This is a genomic window from Sphingomonas ginkgonis, assembly GCF_003970925.1.
GTDB classification, from domain to species: Bacteria; Pseudomonadota; Alphaproteobacteria; order Sphingomonadales; family Sphingomonadaceae; genus Sphingomicrobium; species Sphingomicrobium ginkgonis.
Genome location: NZ_RWJF01000001.1, coordinates 1,650,036 through 1,668,484 on the forward strand (window position 1 = coordinate 1,650,036; position 18,449 = coordinate 1,668,484).

An 18,449-nucleotide genomic window follows, 5' to 3' on the forward strand; every position below is an offset into this window, starting at 1 on the left:
TCGGGCGGCAGTCTTGCCCAACGGGCGCTTGCGGCTTTGCCGAACGGCGAGGCCGATTACCGGAACTCGCCGGGAGAGCCCCGCCTGGCGGCCGCGACGTCGGCGGCAATGTCTGTCTCGCGCATCCGGGCCGCGTAAGCTGCCAGTACCAAAGCCGGCTCGTGAGGTGCTCCGCCGCGTGCCAACCGCTGGCGTTCCGCAGCCTCGGCCCACTCCTTCACGCAGTCGAGCGGCTCAGCCAGCAAACGGGTGTCAATGCTGTGCACTCGAAGTGGTCCCGTCGTCTCGCGAACAGCGACAACCGTGTGGTGGCTCAACTTGCCGTAACGAACGTCAAGACCGACCTGCGACAGGGCATTCCACGGGATCGTTCGCGAGAACCAGGCAGAGCGAACCTCGATGCCGCCTTCGGAGGTCGCCAGCGCCAGGCAGCCGTGGCGGATCAACCCCAGGGTCATGCCGGCCGTGACCAGCACGAGGTATGACGCTGTGGCAAGGAGCACGGCCGAGGGAACGAAGCCAAGACCAAGAACGCTGGGGAAGCCGCCGTTTGCGTGAATTACAGCGTTGATGATTACCACGAGGGCGGCGACCAGCATCCATGCGCTTCGTCCTGCGAGAGCGATCGGGGAGTAGTCCAGCCGGGGCGACATGGTCGCAGGTCTACACCGACAAGGTTTATGGTAATCTAAGATGCGCTGGTCGACGAGAGCCGACACTGGCGACGGTGTCATCGAGGCTGCACGTCGCCAATGCGGCGGTGTCACCCGGCACCCCTCGCAACGCTAGGGCAAACCCCCTAGATCGCTCCTCGTGAGCAAGGCCGATCGACCCGACCATCCCGGCGCATCCGCGCGGTTCAACGAGGAGCAGGCGACTTATACCGTCCAGGGCGGCGGCGACGCGCCGGACCTGGAGGCGGGGGTCGCGGCGATCCGGAACGTGGTGAAGACGCTTCCGCTGCGCCCGGGTGTGTACCGGATGCAGAACGCCAAGGGCGACGTCCTCTACGTCGGCAAGGCGCGGGCGCTGAAGAACCGGGTGACCAACTATACCCAGGTCGCGCGGCTGTCGAAGCGGCTGCAGCGGATGGTCGCCCAGACCCGGTCGATGACGATCGTCACCACCCGGACCGAGGCCGAGGCGCTGCTGCTCGAGGCGCAGCTGATCAAGCGCTTCCGGCCACCCTACAACGTCCTGCTGCGTGACGACAAAAGCTTCCCCTTCATCCTGCTGCGCGAGGACCACGGCTTCCCGCGGGTGCAGAAGCATCGCGGCGCGCGGCGGATCAAGGGTCAGTATTACGGGCCGTTCGCCAGTGCCGGGTCGGTCACCCGAACGCTCAACGCGCTGCAGAAGCTGTTCCTGCTGCGGAGCTGCTCGGATTCGTATTTCGAGAACCGTTCGCGGCCGTGCCTCCTGTTCCAGATCCGCCGCTGCTCCGCGCCGTGCGTCGGGCGGATCGGGGAGGGCGACTATGCGGAGCTGGTCGACGATGCGAAGAACTTCCTTCAGGGCAAGTCGACCGGGGTCCAGCAGCGGCTGTCGAAGGCGATGGGGGAGGCGGCGGAGAAGCAGGACTATGAGCTGGCCGCCGTCTACCGGGATCGGCTCCGCGCGCTGACCTACATTCAAGGCAGTCAGACGGTCCATGCGGAGGGGCTGGGCGACGCCGACATCTTTGCGCTCGCTTGCAAGGCCGGGCAGATGTGCATCCAGGCCTTCTTTATCCGCGGCGGACAGAACTGGGGCCATCGCGCCTTCTTCCCCGCGCATACCAGCGAGGTGCCCGAGGCCGAGGTGCTGTCGAGCTTCCTCGTTCAGTTCTACGAAGACATGCCGCCGCCCAAGCGCATCCTGGTCGATCGAGAGATCGACGACGAAGAGGTGGTTACCGAAGCGCTGTCGGAGAGGGCCGGACGCAAGGTCATGATCGAGCGCCCGCAGCGTGGCGACCGGCGCAAGCTGATGGAGCAGGCCACCCGCAACGCCGAGGAAGCGCTCGAGCGGCGGATGGCGGAGAGCACCACGCAGGGGAAGCTGCTGCGCGAGCTGGCGGATGCGTTCGAACTCCCCGACCTCCCCAAGCGGATCGAGGTCTACGACAACAGCCACATTATGGGCACCAATGCGACTGGGGCGATGATCGTCGCCGGGCCGGAGGGATTCCGCAAGAACAGCTATCGCAAGTTCAACATCCGGAGCGCGGATACACAGGACGACTTTGGGATGATGAAGGAGGTGCTCGAGCGGCGCTTCGCCCGGCTGGAGAAGGAGGACCCCGACCGCCAGAGCGGCGAATGGCCCGACCTGCTGCTGATCGACGGCGGCAAGGGCCAGCTTTCCGCCGTTTTGGAGGTGATGGAAGGGCAGGGGGTGCACGACATTCCGGTCGTCGGGGTCGCCAAGGGGCCCCACCACGGCCGCGAGGGACGCGAGATCTTCCACCTGCCGGGCGGGCGCGAGATCAGCTTCCCGCCCAACGCGCCCTTGCTCTTCTACCTTCAGCGGCTACGCGACGAGGCGCACCGCTTCGCCATCGGCACCCACCGTGCCAAGCGGGCGAAAAGTCTGACCACCAGCACGCTCGACGAGGTTCCGGGGATCGGACCCAATCGCAAGCGCGCGCTGCTGATGCACTTCGGAACGGCGCGGGCGGTAAAGGGCGCGGCGCTGGAGGATCTCGAGCGGGCGCCCGGGATCAGCAAGGGCACGGCGCGGCAGGTCTATGACTATTTCCACCCGAACGGCTGAGCCGACGGCGTGAGGTTCGCCACCCCGGCCGTCGTCCTCTCCCTCCATGCGCACGGCGAGCACGGCGCCGTCGTCCGCCTGATGACGCCCGAGCATGGCCTTCAGGCCGCCTATGTCCGAGGCGCGCGGGGACGGCGCATGCGGCCGGTGCTGATTGCCGGCAACCTGGTCGCCGCCGAACTCGCCGCTCGAACCGAGGCGCAGCTGGCGCAGGCGACCGTCGAGCTTACCCACAGTCGCGGACCGCTGCTGTCCGAGCCGCTGCCCGCGACGGGGATCGAGTGGAGCACCGCGCTGACCGCGACCGCGCTGCCGGAGAGCCAGCCCTATCCACGGCTTTGGTCGGCACTGGACGCGCTGCTCGCCGCGATCGAGGCGGCGCCGACCGCGAGCGGGTGGGGTACGGCGCTGGTCCGCTACGAGCTGCTGCTGCTCGCGGAGCTGGGGTTCGGGCTCGACCTCAGCGAATGCGCGGCCTCCGGCCGGACCGACGAACTGGTGGCGGTGAGCCCCCGCTCGGGCCGGGCGGTCAGCGCGGCGGAGGCGGAACCCTACGGCAAGCGCCTGCTGCGCTTGCCGCCCTTCCTGCTCGAAGGCGGGCGGGCGGGGTGGGCGGACATCCTCGACGGCCTGGCGCTGACCGGCCACTTTCTGGCGCGCGACCTGCTCGTCGGCAGGGCGGAGGCCGTCATGACGTCACGCGAGCGGCTCATCAGCCGCTTGCGCCGGGCCGCCGGGCTCGACTAGGCCTTCGAACATGAGTGACAAGAGCGGCTTCGATGCGTTGACGATGCTGTTCCCCTACGCGGCGACGACCGGGCCGGTGACGGTGCGCGTCGCGGTGTCCTTCCTCTCGGAACAGTCGGCGCCGGCAAGCGGCCGCTGGTTCTGGTCGTACCATGTCCGGATCGAGAACATCGGCGAGCGGTCGGTCCAGTTGCTCTCGCGTCACTGGAAGATCACCGACGGGCGCGGCGCGGTGCACGAGGTGCGCGGCGAGGGGGTGGTCGGGGAGATGCCGCTGATCGCGCCGGGGAGCAGCTTCGACTATGTCTCGGGCTGTCCGCTGGCCACGCCGTCGGGCGCCATGGCGGGCACCTACCAGATGGTCGACGAGGAAGGCGCAGCGTTCCAGGTCGACATCCCCGGCTTCATCCTGCAGGCGCCGGTCAACTGATCGTAACGGGAGGCACTCCCAGCAACAAGCAACCGCGGCCCGCTTCGCGAGTTGATGCTTGTTAGTTTCGAATGGCGAAACGCGCCGGGCACTGTTTGCCCAACGGGGAGTGAACGTGATGATTCTTCGGGTTGCGGGATATGTTGGAGCAGCCGCTCTCCTGGTGTCGGGCGCGGTCGCGTCGGCTCAGATGACGCCGGGCGCCGAGATCGTCGGCCAGTCGGTCCAGGTGACCGAAGGCGGGGTGACCAATACGGTGATGCTGCAGCCGGGCGGGACCGCCCAGATCATGAGCCCGGGCGGGACGACTGTGAACGGCACCTGGTCGGTCGCCAACGGGCAGCTCTGCCTCGGTGCCAATGGCGCGCAGGAATGCTATCCCTATGCCCAGCCCTTCCAGGCCGGGCAGCCGCAGACGGTGACGAGCAGCTGCGGCGCGAGCGCCACCTGGCTGGCCAGCAATATCAACCAGCCGCCGTCGTCGCGGCCGGCGGGTGAGCGCGGCTAAGCCGCTACCGACCAGCCAAGCGGGGCCGCGACGCCGGAACGGGCATCGCGGCCCCTTGCGCGAATCGCCTTCGCCCTGCCAAGGGCCGATATGGCCGACCTTCCTCGCAGCACCGATTCCTGGCCCGACATACCTCTGGGCCTGACCTTCGACGACGTCCTTCTGCAGCCGCTGGAATCCAGCGTGCTGCCGAGCCAGGCCGACACGCGCACCTATCTGACGCGCGAGATCCCGCTGTCCATTCCGCTGCTGTCCTCGGCGATGGACACGGTGACCGAAGCCGACATGGCAATCGCGCTAGCGCAGCTCGGCGGAATCGGCGTGCTCCACCGCAACCTGACGGTCGAGCAGCAGGCGGCGGCCGTCCGCGCGGTCAAGCGGTTCGAGAGCGGCATGGTGGTCAACCCCATCACCATGCGACCCGACCAGACGCTCGCCGAGGCGCTCGAGCTGATGCGCGCAAACAAGATCAGCGGCATTCCGGTGGTCGAGGCGTCGGGCAAGCTTGCCGGCATCCTCACCAACCGCGACGTCCGGTTCGCCGAGAACCCGCGCCAGCCGGTCAGCGAGCTGATGACCCGCGACAATCTCGCCACCGTGCCGCTCGGCACTGGGCAGGAGGAGGCGCGGCGGCTGCTCCACCAGCGGCGGATCGAGAAACTGCTGGTGGTCGACGGCGACGATCATTGCGTCGGGCTGATCACCGTCAAGGACATCGAGAAGGCGGTTGCTTCGCCCCATGCCACCAAGGATCCGGAAGGCCGCCTGCGGGTCGCGGCGGCGACCACGGTCGGCGACAAGGGCTATGAGCGCAGCGAGGCGCTGATGGACGCTGGCTGCGACTGCATCGTCATCGACACCGCGCACGGCCACAACATCGATGTCGCCAAGGCGGTCGAGCGGGTGAAGAGCGCTTCCAACCGGGTCCAGGTCGTCGCCGGCAATGTCGCCACGGCCGAAGCCGCCAAGGCGCTCGCCGATGCTGGCGCGGACGCGATCAAGGTCGGGATCGGGCCGGGCTCGATCTGCACGACCCGGATCGTGGCAGGCGTCGGCGTTCCCCAGCTCACCGCGATCATGAACGCGGCGCGCGCGGCGTCCGACCGTGGGGTCCCGGTGATCGCGGACGGCGGCGTCCGCACCTCGGGCGACGTCGCCAAGGCGCTGGCGGCGGGTGCATCGACGGTGATGGTCGGCTCGCTGCTCGCCGGGACCGACGAGGCGCCTGGCGAGACCTTTCTCTACCAGGGCCGCGCGTACAAATCGTACCGTGGGATGGGCAGCGTCGGTGCCATGGCGCGCGGCTCCGCCGACCGTTATTTCCAGCAGGATATAAAGGACCAGATGAAGCTGGTGCCCGAGGGTATCGAGGGGCGGGTACCCTACAAGGGGCCGGCGCGCGACGTCATCCACCAGCTGGTCGGCGGCGTAAAGGCGGCGATGGGCTATACCGGCTCGCACACCGTCGAGGAGCTGCAACGCCGCGCGCGCTTCGTCCGGATCACCAACGCGGGGCTGAGCGAGAGCCATGTGCATGACGTCTCCATCACCCGCGAGGCGCCCAACTATCCGACGCGCTGAGCCATGACCCCGCAGGCGCGCGCGCAGGCGGCGATCGACATTCTCGACCAGGTGATCGCCTCCGCCCGCGAGGACGGGCCACCGGCGGACGGGCTGGTTCAGGCTTATTTCCGCACCCGCCGCTACGCCGGCTCGAAGGACCGCCGGGCGGTGCGCGAGCTCGTTTTCCGGGCGATCCGCGCAAGTGCCGAGATGCCCGCCCACGGCCGTCAGGCGCTGCTCGCTGTCGAGGATGCGCGGCCGCTGTTCGACGGTTCGCCCCATGCACCGACTCCGCCGGCCGAGGGAGAGGCGGGCGTGAGCGGCGACAGCGTTGCGGTGCCGGGCTGGCTCGTGCCGGAACTCTCGCCGCTGGTCGGCGCGGAGGAATGGGCCAGCCTCGTCGAGCGCGCCCCGCTCGATCTCCGGGTGAACGTGGCGCAGGCGACGCGCGGCGAGCTTGCAGACGAGTTTGCGGAAGCGGTGCCAACCTCGCTGAGCCCGTGGGGGCTGCGACTTCCGCCCGACCAAAGGGTGAGCGATCACCCTGCCTTCGCCGATGGCCGGGTCGAGGTTCAGGACGAGGGCAGCCAGTTGGTCGCGCTGGCCTGCCTACCCGCGGCGGGACAGCGGATCGTCGACCTGTGCGCGGGCGCCGGAGGGAAGGCGCTGGCGCTCTCGGCTGCAACCGGCAACGAGGCGGAGCTGATTGCCTGCGACACCAGTCGCGATCGGCTTTCGCGGCTCGGCCCCCGTGCCGAGCGAGCCGGGGCGCGGATCTCCACCCTCTTGCTCGATGGCGGACGCGAAGCGGAGCAGCTAGCGCCGCTCGCTGCGAGCGCCGACGTGGTGCTGGTCGATGCACCCTGCTCAGGCAGCGGGACATGGCGCCGCAATCCGGAAGGGCGCTGGCGCCTCACCCCCGAGCGGCTCGAGCGCCTGACTGCGCTACAGCGACACGTGCTCGAGCTTGCCGTTCCGCTGGTGAGGCCGGGCGGGGCGCTGGTCTATGCCGTCTGTTCGTTGCTGGCGCGCGAAGGCGAGGAACAGGCCGCCGCGTTTCTCAGCCGCCATTCAGCTTGGCAGGCGCAGGACGACGTCATGTCCGCTGGTCGCAGCGCGGGTCCGGGGCGTCTGCTCACTCCCGCGCACGACGGGTGCGACGGCTTTTTCGTCGCCAGGTTCACGGCGCCATGCTAGAGGCGGCGGAGCGTTCCGGGTTGGAGATCGTGATGCGGTGGTTGCCTATTGTTGCGGGGGTCGGGTTCGCGGCTGCATCGATCGCCACCTCGGTCAGTGGCCAGCAGGCGGACAACCAGCTGAGCTCGCGCTCGGTCGGGCTGCAGCGCCAGGCGCACGCGGCGCTCGCCCAGGGGCAATTCCAGCGGGCGGACGATCTGCTGGAGACGGCGCTGGCGGTGGATCCGCGCAACCGCGGCGCCTTCGTTGATCTAGCGCGCGTGGCGGAGCGGCAGAAGCTGTTCGGGGAAGCGATCCGCTTCACCAACAAGGCCCTGCTGCTCGAGCCCAATGACGTCGACGCGCTCGCATTGCAGGGCGGCGCGATGGTCGAGCTCGGCGCGACGGCGCGGGCGCAGGCCAATCTCGAGCGTATCCGGAAGATCTGCGGAACCAAGGCCTGCCCGCAGACGGCGCAGCTCGCTTCCGCCATCCAGCGCGGCCCGAGCATGGCCGCCGCCAAGCCAGCGGCGACCGCCCCCAAGCAGAACTAGCCCAGCGCCCGGGCGAGGGCGACGAACTCGGCGACGCTGACGGTCTCGGCGCGGCGCTCGGGATCGATCCGCAGGGTCGCGAGAGCGTCGAGTGCGTCGGGAACGGTCTTGAGGCTGGAGCGGAGCATCTTGCGGCGCTGCCCGAAGGCGGCCGCGGTCAGCTGCTCGATGCGGGCCTGGCGAACACCGGCAGGCTGCTCCGCGGGGACGAGGTGGATGACCGCCGACGCGACCTTGGGCGGCGGGGTGAAGGCCGAGCGATGGACCGCAAGCGCGATCCGCGGCGACGAGCGCCACTGCGCCGCCACCGCCAGCCGGCCATAGGCTTCGCTTCCCGGCGCGGCGACGATCCTGTCCGCCACTTCGCGCTGGAACATCAGGGTCAGCGAGCGCCAGAACGGCGGCCATGCGTCGCCGCCGAGCCAGCGCAGCAGCAAGGCCGTACCGACATTGTAGGGGAGGTTGGCGACGATGTGCGCTCCGTCGCCGGCTTCGGCGCGCTCGTCGATGGTGAGCGCGTCGGCCTCCAGCAGCCGGAGCCGTGCCGGGAAGGCCTGCTCAAGCTCGTTCAGCGCCGGTAGGCAGCGCCGGTCACGCTCGACAGCGACGACCCTGGCGCCTGCCTCCAGCAGGGCAGCCGTCAGCCCACCCGGTCCGGGCCCCACTTCATAGACAACTTGATCGGCCAGCTCGCCGGGAATGGCGGCGATGCGCGCGAGGAGCTGGCGGTCGAGGATGAAATTCTGGCCGAGTGCCTTCGAGGCGGATAACCCGTGGCGGGCAATGACCTCGCGGAGCGGCGGGAGCGCCCCCGTCACGCGCGGGCAAGCGCCATCGAGCTGGCCATCCGGATCGCGGCGGCCATCGCGCGCGGATCGGCGCGGTCCTCGCCGGCGATGTCGAAGGCGGTGCCATGGTCCGGGGAGGTGCGGACGATCGGCAGGCCGAGCGTCACGTTCACCCCGTCCTCGAAGTGCAGCGCCTTCAGCGGGATCAGCGCCTGGTCGTGGTACATGCAGAGTGCGGCATCGTAGCGGGCGCGGGCGGCGGCGTGGAACATGGTGTCCGCCGGATGCGGCCCGGTGACGTTCCATCCCTCCTCGCGAAGCGCGGCGATCGCCGGCGCCAGGATCTCGATCTCCTCGCGACCCAGCGCGCCGCCCTCGCCAGCATGGGGGTTCAGCGCGGCCACGGCAAGGGACGGCTCGGCGATGCCGAAGTTCCGCTGCAGTCCCCGCAGCGTAGCCCGGGCGCGGGCCTCGATCAGCCCTTGGGTCAGCCGCTCGAAGACATCATGCAGTGCGAGGTGGGTGGTGACCGGGACCGTGCGCAGGGTCGGGCCGGCAAGCATCATCGCGACGTTGGAGGTGGAGACACCGCACCGCTCGGCGACAAACTCGGTCTGGCCCGGGTGGCTGAAGCCGATCCGGTAAAGCTGTTCCTTGCTGACCGGTCCGGTGACCACCGCCGAGCAGCTGCCCGAACGAGCGAGGCCGACCGCCAGCTCGAGGCTGTCGAGGGAGCAATGAGCGCCGGCGGTCGTCGGACAACCCGGGACGCTGCTCTCGGCCGCGGGAACGGCGAGGATCGGCAGCGCGTGATCGAAGGTCGCTTCCGCCTCCCGCGGATCGCCGACAACGGCGAGCGGGCCATCCCAGACCTGGGTAATGGAGCGCGGATCACCGATCCCGACGAACGGAGAGAGGTTCAGCTCGTCGCGCCGGTCCCAGCTCTTGGCGAGCACCTCCGGCCCGATGCCGGCGGGATCGCCGAGCGAGATGGCGATCGGCGGCAAGGCGGTGCTCAGGGCCGGGCGGCCCGCGTCGGCGGGGCTCAACGAAACTCGATCACGGCGTCGCGACGCAGGTCGCGCAGGTAGCGGCGCGACCGCAGATTGACCCGCTCCTCGTTGAGCTGGGCGAAGACCTTGTCATAGGTCGGCGCCTCGGTGTCGCTCTGCCCCTCGTCGCGGCCGCAGATAACCAGCACGCGGACGCCGTCCTCGATCGAGCCAAACGGACGGGTCGCCTGACCGACCTGCATCGGGGTCATCATCTGCTGGAGCGCGGGCGGCAGGTCGCGCAGCTTGACCCCGTCGGACGTGACCACGTCGCCGTGGAAGTCCGCCGCGATCTTGTCCGCGCCGCCGCAGCCGCCCGACCCTTGCGCCGCCGCGGCGAAGCGCTGCAGCACCGGCTCGGCGGCCGTCGGGCTCGTCCCCTTGGGGAAGCTGATCGAGATCTGCTTGAGCGCCAGCACCGCATCGCGCGGATCGGCGGTCAGCACCTTGCGGGTGTCCTGCACCGCGAGGATGGAATAGCCGCCCTGCACCTTGACCGGAGCGCTGATCTGGCCCGGGCCCATGGTCCGGAGCACCGCCGAGAGCTGCTCGGGAAGCATTTCCGGGCGCACCCAGCCGAGGTCACCGCCGACCGCCGCGGTCGAGGCTTCGGAGAACTGGCGGGCATAGCCGACGAAGCTGCCACCCTGCTTCAGCGCGTCGAGGATCTTGGCCATGTTCGCCTGCACCTGCGCGTCGTTGCCCTGGTTGGCGGAGAGATAAATTTCGCCGACATGGAATTCCTCGGTGCCCTTGGCGGCGTTCATCCGCGCGATCACCGCCTTCACCTCATCGTCGCCGACGTTAACCGAGTTCTCGATCTTCTGGCGCTGGAGACGCTGCCAGGCGAGCTCGCCCTCGATTTGGCGGCGGATCGAGCGGATCGAGCTGCCGCGCGCCTTGAGGTAATCGGCCATCTGCTCGGGGGTCTGCTTCACGCCCGAGGCGACCCGCTTCACCGTCTTGTCGATGTCGTCGTTGCTGACGTCGATCTTCTCCGCTTTGGCAGCCTGGATCTGCAGCGTCTCGTCAATGAGGTTGCGCAGGACCTGCGTGCGAAGCGTCTCGAGCTGGTCGGCGGGGATCGGCTGACCGTTGGCGATCGCCAGCAGCGCCAACCGCTGGTCGATATCGGTTTGGGTGATCACCTCACCGTTGACGATCGCGCTGGCCTTCACGACCGACGGGATGCCGGCGCCGAACAGGGTCGGGTTCTGCGGAAGGTTGAGGCCGCTGCTGCTGTTGCGGGCACCGGGAGCGGGAGCCGCGGCCGGGGTGGCAACGGGCACCTGGACGGGTGCTTTCGCCGCCGGTGTCGGCGCCTTGCGGACCGGCGCGAGGCGATGCTGGGTGCGTCCGGCGGGCGCCGCGCTCGCACCCGCCGCGGCGGTCAGCACGACCGCGCTTGCGAGCAGACCCAAACGAGTCTTGGCCGAGATGTTCAAGAAGCCAGCAACCACTTCAGAAATCCCTTGTCTTTGAAGAAGATGAGCAATGAGCGCCAGTGTCACGCGGTCGCTGAACCCAAGCTTAGCGGCCGAGTCCCTTGAGGGCGACACGGAACTGGAAGGTACTACCCTGCCGCTGCCCGTAGAGCTGCACATAGTCCTTACGCCACGAGAAGCCAATCGACAGGCAATCGTCCTCATATTCGATCCCGAGGCGATGCCGGACAGGGTCGAAGCCGTCAGCGATCGACAGCGGGTCTTCCTGCTTGTCGGTCAGGTCAATGACGGTCGAGCCGTAGACGGACCAGTGCCGCCGCACCTGCCAGCGTCCGGCAAGCTGCAGCTCCTCCGAATCCTGCAGATCCTCGATCGATTGGGATATGTTGCGGTTGAGACGGATGTAGCCGGCCCGCACATAGGTCGCGTCCGTGCCGATTGTGAGGTCAAGCTCGTTGCGGCGGACACCGAGCGTCTTCTTGTCGAGCCGATAACGGTGGGTGACATCGATGAGCCGCCCGAACTGGATCCGGGTTCGCCCGACGATGTCGGACAGCTGGCCGGACAGGCCAGTCCCATCCGGGAAGATCACATCGCGGCGGTTGAGACGGTAGCTCTGCCCGATCGTCGTGTTGATCGCGAGGTTGGGGCGCTGCAGCGTCCAGTCGAGCCCGTAAGTGACCCGCGAGCCGTCTTCCCACCGGTCGTAGCCAGAGAAGCGGTTGAGCGCGAACAGGTTGCTGTCCTCGAGATCGACCGAGCGGCTGTCCTCGTTGGGGATGGTCAGGTTGGGAACGGCGGGGGTGAGCACGACTTGGACGCGCGGGGAGAGGATCTGCTCGCCACCGAACGCCGGCCCGACGAACGGCCACTTGAGGTCCGCGGCAAGGGCCCCGATCGCGCGCCCGTGCCAGCCATCCTCGCCGCGATAGATGGCTGTGGCGGTGCTCGCACTGTCGCTCGTGTGATAGATGTCGCCGCGACCAAATGCGGTGAGCAGCAGTTCCTGACCGAGCGGAGTGAGCATCCGTTTGTTCCACTCGGCGCTGACGAAGGCACGCTGGCTGTCCTGTCCTTCGCGGCGGAGGATGGCGAGGCTGTTGGCCTGGAGCTGGATCACCCCGCCAAACGCGGGATCCTCCAGCCGCCAGCGGGCATCGATCGCCGGGAGGGCGATCGGAGCCATCTTGTTGTCATCGGTGACCAGCAGCCCTTGGAACGCCCAGGCAGCAATGCTGACGTAACTGTTTGTGTCAATCCGTTCGAGGTTGGTGAAGCTGCGCAGTCGCTCGTCGCGGCTAATGTCGTAGCGCAGCAGCAGCGTCTTGTCGGTGGCGTAGCGGAAGCTGGTGGTGAGGCTCCACAGCGGGTCGAACTGGAACTTGCCGTTGCCCTCGACATAGGCGCGGATGCCGTCGTCCTTCGGGTCTGTCGCCAGCACCCGGCGGTCCCCGTAGGTGAGGAAACCGCCGATCTGATAGGCGCCGAGGCTGTTCAACTCGCGATACTGAGCTTCCAGCGCTGGATAGACAGCGGTGAAGACGCGGGGTGTTACCGTCAGATCGCGGTTCGGTGCGATCTGCCAGTGATAGGGGAGCGCAAGCTCGAACCCGTTCCGACGGGAGACCTTGACGTCGGGGAGGAGGAATCCGTTCATCCCCTGCGAGCGGTCGCCCGTGCTGATCGAGAAGATCGGCAGCAGGGGAAGCGTGATCCCGAGGATTTCGAACCGGCCGCCCGAGAAGCGGATGCGGTGCCGGACGGGATCATTGACCACCCGTGCGGCGCTGATCTTCCAGCTCGGTTCCTTTGCCCGTCCGCATTCGGTCGTGACGGGGCAGGGCGAGTAGACCGCCTTCTCGAGCGTAAGCACTCCGTTGGCGTCCCGCGAGCCGCGCCGGGCCGCGAGCCGGGCGCCGCTTTCCATCACGTAGAGGAGATTGTCGACGGTGCCCTGGCGAAGCTCGTCGGTCAGGTCGACCCGGTCGCCGATGAGCTTGTCACCCTGCGGATTGACCACCACCACATTGCCTAGCGCGACTACCTTGCCGGTCTTGCGATCCCAGCTGATCTGGTCCGCCGCGAGATAGTTGCCCTCGCTCGACATGCGCACCCGGCCGTTGGCGGTCAGGACATCGGCCTGGCTGTCGTAGACCACCACGTCCGAGCTGAAATCAACCGGTCGATCGGTCGTCGCGGCTCCGGCTGTTCCCGGCGCGGCGGGAGCGGGGGCGGGAGCGGGCGTCGGTGCAGGGACGGGAGCGGCAGCGGTCGGCGCGGGCACCGCGACGGGCCCATCACCGGTGACCGGCTGTACCTGCGCGGCCGCGGGGAGAGCGGTGAAGGCGAGTGCCACGGATAGGGCCGACCAGCCATGGCTCGCGTGAAGCAACTTGAAGTCCCCGGCCCGATGCACGTCTTGAGGTGAAGGGCAGCCTATTGCACCCCAGCCGCGCCGCTTCAACCAGGGACCGGCCCCAGAGACCGCTTAGTCGCCGGGATGGAGCCGCCGACTAGCGGGTCGCGCGGCGGGCGGCGGTGCGGCGGAGCGCCGGAATGGCCTGCCGCACGAGCGCGCCAAGTCCGATCGCCTCGCCGCTGAACCGCAGCTTCCAGCCGTCGTGCATGTTGCGCACGACCTCCGCGGGATATTCCGCCTTGAACAGGCTGAGGAGGTCCTGCTCCTCCAGCCGGGCGTGAAGGTAACTGCCCGCCGGCGGCGCGATGTCCTTGAAGAAACCGACGCGCTGAAGGACATTGTCGAAGAGGTGGACGGTCCGGGCCCGCGAGGTCAGCCGCTCGCATTCGTCACGATATTCGGGCAGCACGAGCTTGAACCAGTCGTCTGCCTGAACCGGGCTGTAGACGGCCGGGGACGAGATGGGAACTTCGAGGTGCTGACACTCGATCGCCCGCGGGATGACGTTCTGCGTCGCGGCCCATGGCAGGTCCTTATCGAGGCACGCCTCGGTGAACTCGATTGCCTTGTCGAGGACCGTCTGGTCCGAGACGCGCAGCACGCAGTTGATGATCTGGGAATCGCCCTCACGGACGAACAGGTCGGCCGGCCAGTCATCAAGATCCGGCCGCACGAGCAGCACGTCGCAGTCGATCCAGACCTCGTCGGTCTGCTTCATCATAACGAGCCGGAACAGGTCGGCGAAGTGCGCGACGTTCGGCTTGCCGTTGGTCAGGAAACGGTTGAGATAGGACCGGTCGAGCACCTCGCCCGCGTCACGCACCTCGATGGGCGCAGGCAGCGACTTCGGCTCGAAACTGTAGAGCCGGACATGGGCTCCGCGCCGCGCGAACGAGAGAAGGCAGGCCGTCTCGAGCGCGGTGATCGGTCCATCCCAGAAGCTCGCGACCTTCAACTCGTCCTTCTCCTGATCGTTGCAAGCGGTCCGCGCCTAGTCGGTTCCGACGCTCGCCGCTAGGCCGCGGAGAGCGCGGGACCGACCACTCGCCAGTGCTGGCAATTCCCGCCCGAAGCTCAGTTGGAGACGAATCCGATCGCTTTGCGTTCCGTCCCGACGCGTCCTAAAGGCCACGCCAGACCCGCTTTTCTCGTCAAGGAACCCCCATGCAGATCAATTTCGCCGCCGAGCGTCCCAGCGGAGCCTTCGCCCTTGTCCTTCCGTCGCGGGGTGGCGACCGGCCGGGCGTGGCGGCGCTTGGGAGCCAGCGGGCCGGGATTGACGCTGCCCTGAAGTCGCAGCGCTTCGAAGGCGAGAACGGCGCGGCGGCCGAGGCCTGGCTTGACGATGGGGGCACGCACCGTCGGCTCCTGGTGGTCGGGCTGGGCAGCGATGCCCGGGTCGCCGAAGGAGCGGAGAAGCTGGGCGGGGCGGCAGTGGCGCGGCTGCAGACCTCCGGCGAGAAGGCGGCGGTGCTGGATCTTACCGGGCTCGGGTTCGATGCGGATGCGGCCGCGCGCGTGGCGCTGGGCGCGACCCTTCGGTCGTGGCGCTACGATCTTTACCGCACACGGCTCAAGGACAAGCAAAAGCCGACGCTCGACACGCTGACCATCGTCGGCGCCCCTGCCGAGGCGGAGCAGCGCTGGACGTCGCGTTGGAAGGGCGTTGCCGAGGGCGTGGCGCTCACCAAGGAGCTGGTCACCGAGCCGGCCAACATCATCTACGCCGAGACGTTCGTCGAACGCGTCCGGAAGGCAGCAGCCGGAACCGGTCTCGAGATCAGCACGCTCGGGCAGGCCGAGATGGAAGCGCTCGGCATGGGCGCGCTGCTGGGCGTCAATCAGGGTTCGATCCGCGAGCCGCGGATCCTTGTCATGAAGTGGAATGGTGGAACGCAGGGTGAGGCGCCGGTGCTGTTCATCGGCAAGGGCGTGACGTTCGACACCGGCGGCATCTCGATCAAGCCCGCCGCGGGCATGGAGTCGATGAAGTGGGACATGGGCGGCGCGGGCGCGGTGGCGGGCGCGATGCTCGGTCTTGCCAAGCGGAAGGCCAAGGCGAACGTGATCGGCGTCTGCGGCCTGGTCGAGAACATGCCCTCCGGGTCGGCGCAGCGGCCGGGTGACGTGGTCACCTCCATGTCGGGGCAGACGATCGAAGTGATCAACACCGACGCGGAAGGGCGGCTGGTGCTGGGCGACGCGATGACCTGGGCCCAGCGCGAGTTCAAGCCGAAGACGATGATCGACTTGGCGACCCTGACCGGGGCGATGGTGATCAGCCTCGGGCATGAGTTCGGCGGCATGTTCTCCAACGACGATGGCCTGGCCGCCGAGCTGGAAGCCGCGAGCCGGACGTCGGGCGATCATCTCTGGCGGATGCCGCTGACGGATGCCTTCGACCGGCTGATCGATTCTCCGATCGCGGACATGAAGAACGTCGGCCCGCGCGAGGGTGGATCGATCACCGCGGCGGCGTTCCTCAAGCGGTTCGTGGATGAGGGCGTCCGCTGGGCGCACCTCGACATCGCCGGGACCGTCTGGTCGGACAAGCCGGGCTCCACCTACGAGAAGGGCGCGACCGGGTTCGGCGTCCGGGTGCTCGACCAGTTTGTGGCAGACACTGCCGAGCGCTAGTCGAGGGCCATGCGGGTCGACTTCTACCAGTTGGGCGGGGCAGCGCTGGATGGAATCGTCGGCCAGCTCGCCACGCGGCTGATCGAGCAGGATCAGCGGCTGCTGGTGGTTGCGGAGGACGATGCGCTGCTGGCCCGGCTGGATCGCCAGTTGTGGGATCAGGGTGGCCCAACCGCCTTCCTGGCGCACGGGCGCGCGGGCGGCGCGGACGACGCGCAGCAGCCGGTGCTGCTCGCGACCACTCCGGATGCGGCCAACCGGGCGCGCAACCTGCTGATCGCCGACGGCGCCTGGCGCGAGGCTGCGATCACGTTCGACCGGGCCTTCTACCTGTTCGCCGCCGACACGCTGGAGGGTGCCAGGCTGGCATGGAAGCTCCTCGCCGGGCGCGACGAGGTCGAGCGGCACTTCTGGCGGCAGGATGAGAACGGGCGGTGGCGCGAAGCGGCCTGAGCCTTGCCCTTTGCGCGACCCCCCGCTAGGGGCGCGGCCACTTCCAACACCAACAGGATGGAGACGCCCGGTCATGGCCGCGACGCGCACCTTTTCGATCATCAAGCCCGATGCCACTCGCCGCAACCTGACCGGCGCTGTCACCAAGATGCTGGAGGAGGCCGGCCTGCGCGTCGTCGCATCCAAGCGCATCCACATGACCAAGGAGCAGGCCGAGGGCTTCTACGCGGTCCACAAGGAGCGGCCCTTCTTCAACGACCTGGTCAGCTTCATGATCTCGGGCCCGGTCGTGGTTCAGGTGCTCGAGGGCGAGAATGCGGTCAAGCGCAACCGCGACGTCATGGGCGCGACCAACCCGGCAAATGCCGAGGCGGGCACCATCCGCAAGGAGCTGGCGGAGTCGATCGAGGCGAACTCGGTCCATGGCTCGGACAGCGACGAGAATGCCAAGATCGAGATCGACTACTTTTTCCAGCCGGACGAAATCGTCGGCTGACCCTTATCGCGGGTCCATACGGACCAGCTTCCGCTGCTGAAGGTCGGCGAGCAGGACGCGCAACTCATTGCCGCACTGCTCGTCGCCCACCTCATATTCGGCCAGCAGTCCGGCCTTGATCTCGTCGAAGCTGCGCGGTCTTTCCAGCAGCTTCCAGACACTCGCGGCGACGGCGTTGAAGCCGAAGCAGACGCCATCCTCGGGCGCGAGCGCGACCAGTTCCGGGCCGAGTTCAGCTTCGAGCAGGGCAATATTTCGCCGGTACATCATGGCGATAAGCTAGCCTACGCTTGGCCCGCTCGCCAATCCCCGGCTGGACGGCGATGCCGCAGCCTTTCTATGGCTGTTCGCCGTGACACCTTACTTCCTGATGTTCGCCTTCTTCGTCTTCGGAGCACTGGCGCGGCCCCCGCAACCGGCCGACACGCCGCGACGCGGCGACCTGCTGCTGCTCATCGGAGCCGTCATCCTGATCCTGATGGTCGGGCTGCGCTATCAGGTGGGTGGCGACTGGAGGACCTACGCACAGATCTTCCGACTGACCGAGACGCGCGACCTTCCGGCTTCGCTGACGCTCGCGGACCCGGGTTACATGGTGGTGAACTGGCTGGTCCAGCAGGTCGGCGGCGGGATCTGGCTCGTCAACAGCATTTGCGCCCTGATCTACACCTGGGGGCTGATCCGCTTCGCGCGCTCGCAACCGGACCCCTGGTTGGCGGTCATCGTCGGCATTCCCTACCTGACGGTGGTGGTCGCCATGGGTTATACCCGGCAGGCGGTCGCCATTGGCATCATCATGGCCGGCCTTGCTGCCTACGGGCGATACCGATCGCTGCCGCGCTTCATTCTCTACGTCGCGATCGCCACCACCTTCCACAAGACGGCGGTCCTGTTCCTCCCGCTGGTGATCTTCAGTGCCCGACGCAATCGGCTGTTCAACCTCATTGGCGGTTTCGCGGCGGGGTACATCATCTACGCCAATTTGCTCACCCAGGCGTCGGACCAGCTGATCAAGAACTACGTCAACTCCGACTATAGTTCGCAAGGCGCCGCCATCCGCGTCGCGCTGGACGTCGTTCCGGCAAGCCTGTTCCTTCTCCGAAGCCGGGCTTTCGGCTTCGGTGACGAGGAACGCGCGCTGTGGCGCAACTGCTCGCTTGCGAGCTTCCTGTTCGTGGGAATGCTGTTTTTTCTGCCCTCGACGGTGACCGACCGGCTGGCGCTTTACATCATTCCGCTGCAGCTGGCCGTGCTGTCCCGGGTGCCGGGCGTCTATACCAGCGAAACCACTGGTCGGGTCCTGGTGATCGCCTATTCCTTCGCCATTATGGCCGCCTGGCTGACGCTCGCCTCGTTCGCCAGTTTGTGGGTGCCTTACCAGTTCTACTTTGCACATTGAGGCAAGCCGCCGATAAACCGCTGGCGAG

Annotated in this window: 18 protein-coding genes; 11 read left to right on the top strand and 7 right to left on the bottom strand. The window is 67.9% G+C overall.

The window, feature by feature from the left end; translation table 11 throughout:
• Nucleotides 1-56: 56 nt before the first annotated feature.
• Nucleotides 57-599 carry a hypothetical protein gene (locus HMF7854_RS08035; RefSeq protein ID WP_126718627.1) on the bottom strand — a complete coding sequence of 181 codons (543 nt, stop codon included), beginning with the start codon at nucleotides 597-599 and terminating at the stop codon, nucleotides 57-59.
• Nucleotides 600-813: 214 nt separating this feature from the next.
• Here HMF7854_RS08035 and uvrC point away from each other — a divergent pair, with 214 nt between their 5' ends.
• The 7 genes from uvrC (at nucleotide 814) to HMF7854_RS08070 (ending at nucleotide 7,732) form a co-directional block, all read left to right on the top strand.
• On the top strand, nucleotides 814-2,754 hold the full coding sequence (gene uvrC, locus HMF7854_RS08040; protein WP_126718628.1) for an excinuclease ABC subunit UvrC: 1,941 nt from the start codon (nucleotides 814-816) through the stop codon (nucleotides 2,752-2,754).
• Nucleotides 2,755-2,763: 9 nt separating this feature from the next.
• Nucleotides 2,764-3,501: a DNA repair protein RecO gene (gene recO / locus HMF7854_RS08045; protein WP_126718629.1), complete on the top strand. Its 738-nt coding sequence runs from the start codon at nucleotides 2,764-2,766 to the stop codon at nucleotides 3,499-3,501.
• Between the two features lie 10 nt (nucleotides 3,502-3,511).
• On the top strand, nucleotides 3,512-3,931 hold the full coding sequence (gene apaG / locus HMF7854_RS08050) for a Co2+/Mg2+ efflux protein ApaG (RefSeq protein ID WP_239016892.1): 420 nt from the start codon (nucleotides 3,512-3,514) through the stop codon (nucleotides 3,929-3,931).
• Between the two features lie 118 nt (nucleotides 3,932-4,049).
• On the top strand, nucleotides 4,050-4,439 hold the full coding sequence (locus tag HMF7854_RS08055) for a hypothetical protein (protein WP_185829206.1): 390 nt from the start codon (nucleotides 4,050-4,052) through the stop codon (nucleotides 4,437-4,439).
• A gap of 90 nt (nucleotides 4,440-4,529) precedes the next feature.
• Nucleotides 4,530-6,020, top strand: a complete 1,491-nt coding sequence (guaB, locus tag HMF7854_RS08060; RefSeq protein ID WP_126718631.1) for an IMP dehydrogenase — start codon at nucleotides 4,530-4,532, stop codon at nucleotides 6,018-6,020.
• 3 nt (nucleotides 6,021-6,023) lie between these two features.
• Nucleotides 6,024-7,199, top strand: a complete 1,176-nt coding sequence (locus tag HMF7854_RS08065; protein ID WP_126718632.1) for an RsmB/NOP family class I SAM-dependent RNA methyltransferase — start codon at nucleotides 6,024-6,026, stop codon at nucleotides 7,197-7,199.
• Nucleotides 7,200-7,231: 32 nt separating this feature from the next.
• Complete coding sequence (locus HMF7854_RS08070; RefSeq protein WP_126718633.1) at nucleotides 7,232-7,732, top strand: tetratricopeptide repeat protein; 501 nt, start codon at nucleotides 7,232-7,234, stop codon at nucleotides 7,730-7,732.
• Here the strand turns inward: HMF7854_RS08070 and rsmA are convergent.
• The 5 genes from rsmA to HMF7854_RS08095 all read right to left on the bottom strand — a co-directional run bounded on the left by rsmA (nucleotide 7,729) and on the right by HMF7854_RS08095 (nucleotide 14,391).
• Nucleotides 7,729-8,550 (bottom strand): 16S rRNA (adenine(1518)-N(6)/adenine(1519)-N(6))-dimethyltransferase RsmA, encoded by an 822-nt coding sequence (gene rsmA / locus HMF7854_RS08075; RefSeq protein WP_126718634.1) that lies wholly within the window; start codon nucleotides 8,548-8,550, stop codon nucleotides 7,729-7,731. The two genes, HMF7854_RS08070 and rsmA, sit on opposite strands and share 4 nt — an antisense overlap.
• Entirely contained in the window at nucleotides 8,547-9,569 is a 1,023-nt protein-coding gene (gene pdxA / locus HMF7854_RS08080) for a 4-hydroxythreonine-4-phosphate dehydrogenase PdxA (RefSeq protein ID WP_239016893.1), read from the bottom strand. The genes rsmA and pdxA overlap by 4 nt, the downstream gene beginning before the upstream one ends.
• Nucleotides 9,566-10,993 carry a peptidylprolyl isomerase gene (locus tag HMF7854_RS08085; RefSeq protein ID WP_239016894.1) on the bottom strand — a complete coding sequence of 476 codons (1,428 nt, stop codon included), beginning with the start codon at nucleotides 10,991-10,993 and terminating at the stop codon, nucleotides 9,566-9,568. The genes pdxA and HMF7854_RS08085 overlap by 4 nt, the downstream gene beginning before the upstream one ends.
• Before the next feature lie 109 nt (nucleotides 10,994-11,102).
• Nucleotides 11,103-13,373 carry an LPS-assembly protein LptD gene (locus HMF7854_RS08090; RefSeq protein ID WP_239016895.1) on the bottom strand — a complete coding sequence of 757 codons (2,271 nt, stop codon included), beginning with the start codon at nucleotides 13,371-13,373 and terminating at the stop codon, nucleotides 11,103-11,105.
• Nucleotides 13,374-13,530: 157 nt separating this feature from the next.
• Nucleotides 13,531-14,391, bottom strand: a complete 861-nt coding sequence (locus HMF7854_RS08095) for a hypothetical protein (RefSeq protein WP_126718636.1) — start codon at nucleotides 14,389-14,391, stop codon at nucleotides 13,531-13,533.
• A gap of 209 nt (nucleotides 14,392-14,600) precedes the next feature.
• Here HMF7854_RS08095 and HMF7854_RS08100 point away from each other — a divergent pair, with 209 nt between their 5' ends.
• From HMF7854_RS08100 to ndk, 3 genes are all read left to right on the top strand, one after another.
• Nucleotides 14,601-16,073, top strand: coding sequence for a leucyl aminopeptidase (locus HMF7854_RS08100; RefSeq protein WP_126718637.1), 1,473 nt, complete (start codon nucleotides 14,601-14,603; stop codon nucleotides 16,071-16,073).
• Between the two features lie 9 nt (nucleotides 16,074-16,082).
• Complete coding sequence (locus HMF7854_RS08105) at nucleotides 16,083-16,526, top strand: DNA polymerase III subunit chi (RefSeq protein ID WP_126718638.1); 444 nt, start codon at nucleotides 16,083-16,085, stop codon at nucleotides 16,524-16,526.
• 73 nt (nucleotides 16,527-16,599) lie between these two features.
• Nucleotides 16,600-17,022, top strand: coding sequence for a nucleoside-diphosphate kinase (ndk, locus tag HMF7854_RS08110; protein ID WP_126718639.1), 423 nt, complete (start codon nucleotides 16,600-16,602; stop codon nucleotides 17,020-17,022).
• Nucleotides 17,023-17,025: 3 nt separating this feature from the next.
• Here ndk and HMF7854_RS08115 read toward each other — a convergent pair whose 3' ends face one another.
• On the bottom strand, nucleotides 17,026-17,292 hold the full coding sequence (locus tag HMF7854_RS08115) for a PqqD family protein (RefSeq protein WP_126718640.1): 267 nt from the start codon (nucleotides 17,290-17,292) through the stop codon (nucleotides 17,026-17,028).
• 82 nt (nucleotides 17,293-17,374) lie between these two features.
• Between HMF7854_RS08115 and HMF7854_RS08120 the strand changes: the two genes are divergently transcribed.
• Nucleotides 17,375-18,421, top strand: coding sequence for an EpsG family protein (locus HMF7854_RS08120; protein WP_126718641.1), 1,047 nt, complete (start codon nucleotides 17,375-17,377; stop codon nucleotides 18,419-18,421).
• The last annotated feature ends 28 nt before the right edge of the window (nucleotides 18,422-18,449 follow it).